Annotated in this window: 5 protein-coding genes and 1 pseudogene; 5 read left to right on the top strand and 1 reads right to left on the bottom strand. The window is 59.6% G+C overall.

All coding sequences use genetic code 11. The features are described 5' to 3' along the window. Window positions 1-60 precede the first annotated feature (60 nt). Together WBB95_RS24455 and WBB95_RS24450 are read left to right on the top strand one after the other, a co-directional pair. The gene (locus WBB95_RS24455) at window positions 61-1,083 is read left to right on the top strand and encodes an alpha/beta hydrolase (RefSeq protein WP_424489901.1); all 1,023 of its coding nucleotides are present in this window, start codon (window positions 61-63) and stop codon (window positions 1,081-1,083) included. After that, entirely contained in the window at window positions 1,083-2,270 is a 1,188-nt protein-coding gene (locus tag WBB95_RS24450; RefSeq protein WP_424489900.1) for an MFS transporter, read from the top strand. Before WBB95_RS24455 ends, WBB95_RS24450 begins: the two co-directional genes overlap by 1 nt. Here the strand turns inward: WBB95_RS24450 and WBB95_RS24445 are convergent. Further along, entirely contained in the window at window positions 2,263-3,084 is an 822-nt protein-coding gene (locus WBB95_RS24445) for an AraC family transcriptional regulator (protein ID WP_424489899.1), read from the bottom strand. The genes WBB95_RS24450 and WBB95_RS24445 overlap by 8 nt on opposite strands. Before the next feature lie 97 nt (window positions 3,085-3,181). On the opposite strand from WBB95_RS24445, the gene WBB95_RS24440 reads away from it, so the two are divergent. The 3 genes and pseudogenes from WBB95_RS24440 to WBB95_RS24430 form a co-directional block, all read left to right on the top strand. Then, a complete protein-coding gene (locus WBB95_RS24440) occupies window positions 3,182-4,393 on the top strand; it encodes an MFS transporter (protein ID WP_424489898.1) in 1,212 nt (403 codons plus the stop codon). A gap of 10 nt (window positions 4,394-4,403) precedes the next feature. Further along, window positions 4,404-4,547, top strand: a pseudogene (locus WBB95_RS24435) (GGDEF domain-containing protein); the annotation flags it as partial. Between the two features lie 163 nt (window positions 4,548-4,710). Continuing rightward, window positions 4,711-5,187: M12 family metallopeptidase (locus WBB95_RS24430; protein WP_424489897.1), on the top strand; the 477-nt coding region annotated here is incomplete at its 3' end.

The raw sequence follows: 5,187 nt of genomic DNA, 5'->3' as shown, positions 1-5,187 counted from the left end.
CTACAGAACGCGAGTCCACCGCGGGAAAATGCACGGACCAACCTTCTCAAGGATCACGCCATGAAAAACCTCTTGTTAGCCGTGGGTTTACTGGCGACTTCTTTTTCTTCACTGGGAGCCGACATGTCCAACGGTGCTGACAACTTCTATAAAAGCGACATGATCACGGTGGAAAAGGTCACTTTCAACAATCAATTTGGCATGCCGGTCGCAGGCAATTTGTTCGTGCCAAAAAACCTTGCTCCGACCTCCAAAAACGCTGCGATTATCGTCGGCCACCCCATGGGTGCGGTCAAAGAACAGAGCGCCAACCTGTATGCCACCAAAATGGCCGAACAGGGCTTCGTCACCCTGTCCATGGACCTATCATTCTGGGGTGCAAGCGCAGGCACGCCACGCAACGCGGTGCTGCCTGATCTCTACGCCGAAGACTTCAGCGCCGCCGTGGATTTCCTCGGCACCCGCCCTTTGGTCGATCGCGAACGCATTGGCGTGCTTGGCATCTGCGGCAGTGGCAGCTTCGCCATCGCAGCCGCGAAGATCGACCCACGCCTCAAGGCCATCGCCACTGTCAGCATGTACGACATGGGCGCCGCCAACCGCTATGGCCTCAAGCACGGGGTTACGCTGGAGCAACGCCAGCAACTGCTTCGCCAAGCCGCCAACCAGCGCTACGTGGAGTTCCAGGGCGGTGACACCGTCTACACCGGCGGCACACCGCACACCCTCACCGGGAATTCGGTGGGCGATGAGTTCTACGATTTCTACCGTACGCCGCGCGGTGAGTTCACCCCCGTCGACGGTTCGGCGCAAACCACCACGCGACCAACCTTGACCAGCAACGTGAAGTTCATGAACTTCTACCCGTTCAACGACATCGAGACGATTTCCCCGCGGCCGCTGTTACTGGTCGCCGGCGCGGACGCCCACTCCCGTGAGTTCAGCGAAGACGCCTACGAGCGTGCTGCTGAGCCCAAGGAGTTAGTGATCATCCCGGGAGCTGGCCATGTGGACCTTTATGACAGGGTCAACCTGATCCCGTTTGCCAAGCTCACCGCTTTTTTCAAAGGCAACCTGAAGTAATGTCTGAAAATACTCACACGCACAGCTGGAGTGGTGTATTTGCGATGGCGCTGGCGGCGTTCGCTCTGGTGGCTTCTGAATTCATGCCTGTAAGCCTGCTGACGCCGCTGGCGGCCGACCTGCAGATCTCTGAAGGCCAGGCCGGCCAAGGCATCTCGGTATCCGGCCTGTTCGCCTTACTCACCAGTCTGGTGATCGCCAGCGTGGCGGCACGGGTTGAGCGTAAACGCCTGCTGCTGGCCCTGACCGTGCTGATGATCGTGTCCGGCAGCGTGGTGGCACTGGCGCCGAACTACCTGACTTTCATGCTGGGGCGCGCGCTGATCGGCGTGGCCATTGGCGGTTTCTGGTCATTGTCGGCCGCCACCGCCATGCGCCTGGTGCCCACAGCTCAAGTGCCGCGAGCCTTGGCTGTGGTCAACGGTGGCAACGCGTTGGCGACGGTGATTGCGGCGCCACTGGGCAGTTTTCTCGGTGGCCTGATCGGGTGGCGTGGCGCGTTTTTTTGTGTCATCCCGATCGCTGTTTTAGCCAGTGTCTGGTTGCTGGTGAGCCTGCCTTCACTCAAGACGCAGCGCGCCCCCAAGGCCAGCAATGTCTTTCGACTGATGAGGAGCGCTGCTGTGACTCTGGGCATGGCCGCCGCCAGTGCATTTTTCATGGGTCAATTCATGCTGTTCACCTACCTGCGCCCCTTCCTGGAAAGCGTTACACGGGTAAGTGTATCCACGCTGTCGCTGATGTTGCTGGTCCTCGGCCTGGCCGGCCTTGCAGGCACGTTCCTGATCGAGCGCTTTTTGAAAAACAACCTGTATCACACGCTGGCCGCCATCCCCTTGCTGATGGCGGTGATTGCCTTGGCATTGGTCGCATGGGGTAGTTCGCCGACAGCGACCACTGCTTTGCTGGGCCTGTGGGGCCTGCTCGCCACTGCGGCACCCGTTGGCTGGTGGACCTGGCTATCGAGAGTACTGCCGGAAGATGCCGAGGCCGGCGGCGGATTGATGGTTGCGATCATTCAGTTGGCGATCACCGCCGGCGCGATGCTCGGTGGCGTAATGTTTGACCTCCGTGGGTATCAGGCGACCTTTGAATTGAGCGCTGCCTCGCTGGTAATCGCAGGTTTTCTGGCTAGCCTGGCCGCGCGCCACTCATCGCGGGTGCCCGTGATCAGTCGCCCTACCTGAAAAACTGACTCGGCGTCTTGCCAAACTGTTTCTTGAACATGCTGGTAAAGGCGCTCGGGCTTTCATAGCCCAACTCGATGGCCACATCGATGATTTTCTCCCCCACCGCAATGCGCTCCAGCGCGAGCAGCAACCGCGCCTGTTGGCGCCACTGGCCGAAGGTCATGCCGGTGTCCTTGCGAAACAGGCGCTGGATGGTCTTCTGGTCCAACTCAAGCCGGTCGCTCCAGTCCGCCACCGTCGACGCGTCACCGGGGTCCAGTTGCAGCGCCAGGCAAATCTGGTTGATGCGCGGGTCAGCGGGTTGCGGCAATGACAGCGGCAAGGCTGGCAAAAGCGCCAGTTCATCCAGGATCAGGTGCATGATCCGCGCGTCACGGGAATCCTCGGCATACGGCGGCTTCAAACTGACGGACGCCTTGATCAGCTCGCTGAGCAACGGCGAAACGCTCACCGCCTTGGTCTCGGTGGGCAGGTTGGGAAAGCTGTCGGGGCGCACAAACACGCTGCGCATCTTCAACGGCCCCACACACCGCAGCGAATGGACTTGCCCGCACGGCATCCAGAACCCCCGATTGGACGGCACCGTCCACTGATTCTGCGCCGAGTGCACCACCATCACGCCCTCGATGGCATACAGCAACTGGTGCTTCTCGTGACTGTGGTCGGGGATCACCCAGTTCTCGGGGTAATCGGTGGCGGAACTGATGACAGCCCAGTCGCCTTCGTCGATCTCACGCAGAAATGTATCGAGTGATTTAATCATTTCGCCCTTTTTGCGATGGTTATCGCCCGAATTTCGCGAGACAGGCATTTTCGCTGAATCTAGCATAGCCGTCGAAATATTTTGAAATGGGTAAGCGGCTTAAGTACCGTTTGCCTCTGTTTGCTGCCTTGTATGGAATGCCTGCATGTCGACCCTGACCGCGTCACCCGCCGCTGCAACCACTGCGCCCCAGATAAGCCCCTTGGTCATGCGCGTTCTCGGCGCCTGCGCCCTGGCGCACATGATCAATGACTTGATCCAGGCGGTGCTGCCCTCGATCTACCCGATGCTCAAGGCCAACTATGGGCTGAGCTTCACCCAGGTCGGCCTGATCACCCTGACCTTTCAGTTGACTGCGTCGCTGCTGCAGCCGTGGATCGGCTACCACACTGACCGTCACCCCAAGCCCTGGCTGTTGCCGGCGGGCATGGTCAGCACCTTGATCGGCATTTTGATGCTGGCGTTTGTCGGCACCTTCCCGGCCATTTTGCTGGCGGCGGCGCTGGTCGGCGTGGGCTCGTCGACGTTCCACCCGGAAACCTCGCGGGTCGCCCGCCTGGCGTCCGGCGGCCGCTATGGCCTGGCGCAATCGACCTTCCAGGTCGGCGGCAACACCGGCAGCGCCTTCGGCCCGTTGCTGGCGGCGGCAATCATCATTCCCTACGGCCAAACCCATATCGCCTGGTTCGGGCTGTTTGCCGTGTTCGCAATTCTGGTGCTGTACGGCCTGAGCCGCTGGTACCGCAACCACCTCAACCTGTTCAAGCTCAAGAGCGGCGGCAAGCCCACTCACGGTTTGTCAAAAGGCCGGGTGACCTTCGCCCTGGTGGTCCTGGCAATGCTGGTGTTTTCCAAATACTTCTACATGACCAGCCTGACCAGCTACTTCACCTTTTACCTGATCGAAAAATTCGGCCTGTCGGTCGCCAGCTCGCAGATGTACCTGTTCCTGTTTCTCGGCGCCGTGGCCGTCGGCACCTTCGCCGGGGGCCCGATTGGCGACAAGATCGGCCGCAAGAAAGTCATCTGGTTCTCGATTCTCGGCGCAGCGCCCTTCACCTTGGCCCTGCCCTACGTCGACCTGTTCTGGACCGCCGTACTGAGCGTGGTGATCGGCTTCATCCTCGCCTCGGCCTTCTCGGCCATCGTGGTGTTTGCCCAGGAACTGGTCCCCGGCAACGTCGGCATGATCGCCGGCATATTCTTCGGCCTGATGTTCGGTTTCAGCGGCATCGGTGCCGCGCTGCTCGGCCTGCTCGCCGACAGCCATGGCATCGAATACGTGTACAAGATCTGTTCGTTCCTGCCGCTTGTGGGCATCTTGACCATCTTGCTGCCGTCCACCAGAGGCGTCTGACCCGCCGATCATCGGCGCCAACCTCTTCGACCAGCCGCAAGCCAGCCTTGCGGCGTTGATCGAATCAGGTGACAGCACGCTTTACGAAAGCAAGCGTGGCGGGCGTGACAGCATTCGTCTCGTAGACCGCACCGGCGTCAGCGCCTACAGCTAGAGGCCGTAGGATTAATGCTGGCTTGCCTGAAAAGCGCTTCGAATTCCCTGCGTTTCGCACGGACGCTTCCTACCTAAAATGGAACTGAATCGCCAAGCGAGCCACCCAGGTGAGGCCAGTCGAGAGTGACTTGAAAGCGCCTTTTGCTTGAGGAGGATATTGCATGATAACCACCCCATCTTTGACTTATCACAGCCCGTATTCGATTGACCCGAACAGTGCTTCGACGAACACTGAAACGCCCGCCGCGCCTACGGTTTCCCGAACTAAACGCGGCGTCGCGGACAGCAGATATTTATGGCCGCAGAACCACACGATTACCGTTTCATTTATGGACATGCCGATAGCCACCCGGCGACTTGTCCAAACGTGCATCGGGGAGTTCGCAGGACTCATTAATTTGAAGTTCAAGTTCGTCGACGACAACACGGGCGATATCCGCATATCCGCCCACAAGGATATCGCAGGCACGTGGTCAGAATTGGGTACCGGTGCGTTAAACATACCTAAAGATGAGCCCACGATGCATATCGATCGGACCACGCCCCGAGCCGACTTGAAAGGTCATATTTTGCATGAGTTTGGGCATGCACTGGGCGTAGTGCACGAGCATCACCATCCTGACAGGACGGTGCAATAC

This window comes from Pseudomonas sp. (assembly GCF_049645325.1).
Classification (GTDB): Bacteria; Pseudomonadota; Gammaproteobacteria; order Pseudomonadales; family Pseudomonadaceae; genus Aquipseudomonas.
This window is presented reverse-complemented; position numbering and strand designations above follow the sequence as displayed.

Coding starts and splice junctions, on each gene's coding strand:
- WBB95_RS24445 (WP_424489899.1), bottom strand. CDS start 3,084: ATGCCTGTCTCGCGAAATTCGGGCGATAACCATCGCAAAAAGGGCGAA.
- WBB95_RS24440 (WP_424489898.1), top strand. CDS start 3,182: ATGTCGACCCTGACCGCGTCACCCGCCGCTGCAACCACTGCGCCCCAG.
- WBB95_RS24455 (WP_424489901.1), top strand. CDS start 61: ATGAAAAACCTCTTGTTAGCCGTGGGTTTACTGGCGACTTCTTTTTCT.
- WBB95_RS24450 (WP_424489900.1), top strand. CDS start 1,083: ATGTCTGAAAATACTCACACGCACAGCTGGAGTGGTGTATTTGCGATG.